Source organism: Leisingera aquaemixtae (genome assembly GCF_001458395.1).
GTDB classification, from domain to species: Bacteria; Pseudomonadota; Alphaproteobacteria; order Rhodobacterales; family Rhodobacteraceae; genus Leisingera; species Leisingera aquaemixtae.
Map to the genome: position 1 here is coordinate 1 of NZ_CYSR01000013.1, position 3,624 is coordinate 3,624.

Annotated in this window: 5 protein-coding genes and 1 tRNA gene; 2 read left to right on the top strand and 4 right to left on the bottom strand. The window is 60.4% G+C overall.

Annotation, left to right across the window (positions count from 1 at the left end; translation table 11 throughout):
- On the top strand, positions 1 to 498 hold a 498-nt coding region (locus PHA8399_RS07315; protein ID WP_244270171.1), incomplete at its 5' end, for an EF-Tu C-terminal domain-related protein.
- Between the two features lie 317 nt (positions 499 to 815).
- Here the strand turns inward: PHA8399_RS07315 and PHA8399_RS07320 are convergent.
- Positions 816 to 1,319 (bottom strand): hypothetical protein, encoded by a 504-nt coding sequence (locus PHA8399_RS07320; RefSeq protein ID WP_058285524.1) that lies wholly within the window; start codon positions 1,317 to 1,319, stop codon positions 816 to 818.
- Positions 1,320 to 1,532: 213 nt separating this feature from the next.
- Positions 1,533 to 2,243 carry a lysophospholipid acyltransferase family protein gene (locus tag PHA8399_RS07325; RefSeq protein WP_058285525.1) on the bottom strand — a complete coding sequence of 237 codons (711 nt, stop codon included), beginning with the start codon at positions 2,241 to 2,243 and terminating at the stop codon, positions 1,533 to 1,535.
- Between the two features lie 176 nt (positions 2,244 to 2,419).
- Between PHA8399_RS07325 and PHA8399_RS07330 the strand changes: the two genes are divergently transcribed.
- A tRNA-Trp gene (locus PHA8399_RS07330) sits at positions 2,420 to 2,495 on the top strand.
- A gap of 408 nt (positions 2,496 to 2,903) precedes the next feature.
- Here PHA8399_RS07330 and PHA8399_RS23005 read toward each other — a convergent pair.
- Both PHA8399_RS23005 and PHA8399_RS07335 read right to left on the bottom strand, forming a co-directional pair.
- Entirely contained in the window at positions 2,904 to 3,149 is a 246-nt protein-coding gene (locus PHA8399_RS23005) for a DUF8371 domain-containing protein (RefSeq protein ID WP_500683693.1), read from the bottom strand.
- 40 nt (positions 3,150 to 3,189) lie between these two features.
- A partial coding sequence (locus PHA8399_RS07335; protein WP_145976999.1) for an integrase core domain-containing protein occupies positions 3,190 to 3,624 on the bottom strand: 435 nt, incomplete at its 5' end.

Below are 3,624 nucleotides of genomic sequence, written 5' to 3' on the forward strand. Positions count from 1 at the left end.
GGCCGTGTGGAGCGTGGCGTGATCAACGTGGGCGACTCGATCGAGATCGTCGGCATCCGCGACACCCAGACCACCACCTGCACCGGTGTGGAAATGTTCCGCAAGCTGCTGGACCGCGGTGAAGCGGGCGACAACATCGGCGCGCTGCTGCGCGGCATCGACCGTGAAGGCGTTGAGCGCGGCCAGGTTCTGTGCGCGCCGAAATCGGTGAAGCCGCACACCAAGTTCGAAGCCGAAGCCTACATCCTGACCAAGGAAGAAGGCGGCCGCCACACCCCGTTCTTCGCGAACTACCGTCCGCAGTTCTACTTCCGCACCACCGACGTGACCGGCACCGTGACCCTGCCGGAAGGCACCGAGATGGTGATGCCGGGCGACAACCTGAAGTTCGGCGTTGAGCTGATCGCGCCGATCGCGATGGAAGACGGCCTGCGCTTCGCCATCCGCGAAGGCGGCCGCACCGTCGGCGCCGGCGTCGTGTCCAAAATCATCGAGTAAGACGGCTTTGCCGTCTGGCGGGCGGCAGATGGTTTTGCACAGCAAAATCATCGAGAGCCCGCACCGGTGAGATAGTAGAAAGGGCCGCCTCCGGGCGGCCCTTTTTCCATGCGGCAACCTCTGAACAGGGCAAGGACCGGCCTGGGGCCGGAGGCCGTCCTGCAAAAGCTTCGGTGGAGCTTTTGAGGCCGCAGGGAGCGCCAGCTCCGGGTGCAATGCAATCGCGCTTGCCCATCTTTCTGAAGGCAGGCCTCCGGTTCGGCGCTCGCCGGGCGCGGCCCGAACGCGCGGCGTCCGGGCGGGGGCCTGCAAGCGGCCTACTTCCCCCTTAACGCTCTCATGAACATCAGCCTTGCGGGAATTTCCAGCAGGCTGTGATTGGTGTTTTCCGGAGTCGCCTCAATCCGGTATCTTCCGGCGGCCAGCCGGGCCGAAGCAACTTCCAGCCCGAATTCTTCATTGAGAATCATATGAACACTTGGCCTCAGGTTCGATTGCTCAAAGACCAGCTTATCTTCACCGCTCCCCCATTCGTAGATTTTCACAGAAAAGGTGAGCAGGCTTGGATCATCCGTTGTCTGGTTGGGCGGGCCGACATCGTACCCATTCCGGGTAAGCTCCCAATAAAGATCAGTGCTCTTCTGCAGCAGTAAGTACAAGCCGTATTCATTCGGCCAGAGAACCTTTGCCTCCAGTGAAACAGTGTTCCGGGACCCAAGATCAATTTCCGCCTCGGCCCGGGCCTCGCTGCAGTTCAGGAAAGCGGTAAGCAGGGCGAAGAACGCTGTGGCGCGCAGAAGGCGCAGGGTGATCGATTGCATTTTGACCTGTGGAAATTTAAATTAAAGAGAACGTTGAGCCAGAGTTCCGCACCTTGAGGCCGAGTGCAATTGGGGATGGCTTTGATCAGGCTGAAAAACAGCCGGACGGCCGTTGCGGCGCCCGCGGCTCTGCAACGCCGATGCTATCCGCTGGCGGCGCAATCCAACCGCCGCCGGAAACCGGCGCGGTTTCCGGCCAGGAAAATCGACGGATCAGGTCTGCGGCTTCTTAGGATCTTCGATGCGACGCCCAGCAGCCGCATCCGCCGCATCCGTTATGGCATCCAGCGAGGCTTCCAGGCTCAGCCGCAACGCCTCCGCTTGCTCATCGCTCGGCTTCTTCGGCACCTCATCGGTCCATTCCCGGCACAACAGTACGCCGCGGGAAAACGGCAGCGGCAGCATCTGCCGGTCCCAAGTTGGCAGCTTGATCACCTTCCGCTCGGCAAAGGCGACGGTGAACACCCGGCAGCCGGTCATCCGGGCCCAGACCACCGGCACGGTGGACGAGACCCGCGCAGGTCCGCGCGGACCGTCGGCGGCGATGCCGATGGAACAGCCCTCCCTGGTGCGGCGCAGCACTTCGCGCGACAGGGCCACATGGCGTTTGTGGCTCGACATCGGGATGGTCTCAAAACCCAGCCGCACCAGGATCTGCCCCGCCAGTCGTCCGGCGCGGGCGGCTGAGGTGAGCGCGCAGATGCGGCCCAGCGAGGTGTCGAACAGATAGGGCGCCATGATCAGCCGCTGGTGCCAGAGCACAAAGATCACCGGCTCGCCGCGGCGGACGCAATCGTCCATCTCCTGAAATCCCGTCCGGTCCCAGCGGGAGGTGCGGAAGGCGAATCGGACGTAAGCGGCAAACAGCCCTTCGATGGCGCGGTTGACCCGGGGGCTGTCGGCGAATTTCTTTCTCAGGCTCACGGTTTCAGGCTCGTTTCCAAGGGATTGGCGGGCCAGGCTGCCCGTATTCCGGCCCGTCTTAGCGCATGGGCGGCTCCGGGCAAAGCCCGCGGCCCGCAAACCGCCGCACGGCACTCAGAAAATCGGTTTTCCCTCTTGCCTCCGCGGCGCGGCTGCCTTAGGACATGCCGCACCACAGGGGTATAGCTCAGTTGGTAGAGCGACGGTCTCCAAAACCGTAGGTCGCGGGTTCGAACCCTGCTGCCCCTGCCATTGAAATCAAACAGTTTTTTCCGTTCAACGTCCGACACGCTGCATTGCGGTTGGGAGTTTTGGGCGTTTTTTCACGTCAGTTGGGAGGGAAGTTGGGGAAATTCTGATTCCATTTCAGCTATCAGGCGCGAAAGTCAGTCCTGTGATCCGGTTTTCAGCCGTTGCCACGAATGCATGCCTGTGGATTTTTTCTCTGAGTTTGGGCGTCGTAGCCTTAGCCCCGTTTGGGTTGCAGCCATGATGCTATGCCGACGGAACGCCTAAAGGAGGCTATGGTTCGAGAGCACTCCAAGTAGTGTTACTATCTCAAGCGCAAGAAGTTCACGCCCCCCAGAACTAGCCTGAGAGGGTGGGACTGCTCCTTCATTCTGCGTGGATGCGGCTGCTGCTCGCGCTTTACTTGTAACTTCAGTGCCGCTTGCTTGCAGACGCCTTTTTCCGAGCGTTGATCACGACAATCTCTGAAGCAGGTTCACCTCGATCCAGTCGTTCTTTCCTGAGCTTTTTGATCTTTGAGAGTTTCTGGCCTAGACCACCAAAGTCCATCACCACAAAGATCCCAAAGTTGGTCCTAGAAGCGTCTTTGTAGATCTCGAGCTGTTTCTCATAACCGTGAACCACTGTTCCGCTTGAACGCTTCATCTCAACAAGCACTCGAGCATTGTAGCTGACCTGCCCCCCGCTGGTCCCTCGCTCATGACGAGAGTCTGCGGGTTTGATTTTGGTAGTCGTCGGTTTCGGGCTTGGCAAGCGCGGCAGGCGCGGAGCCCTCAAATAGCTCAAGCGCCTGCCGCGCTTGCTTTGGCGTTCTGTTCCCCAGCGAAGAGTGCGGCCTGACGGTGTTGTAATCGTAGCGCCACAGCGCCAGCTTGCGGCGGGCATCGTCCAGGGTATCGAACAGTTCTTCATTGAGAAGCTCGTCCCGCAGGCTGCCGTTGAATGACTCGATAAAGGCATTCTGCTGCGGTTTTCCGGGGTCGATGTAATGCCAATCCACGCCGTTCCTGTCGGCCCATTTCAGGATTGTCCGGCTGGTGAATTCCGTGCCGTTGTCGCTGACAATGCAAGCAGGTTTTCCGTAGAGCCGGACGAGCGCGTCCAGCTCCCGGGCAACACGCTCACCTGAAAT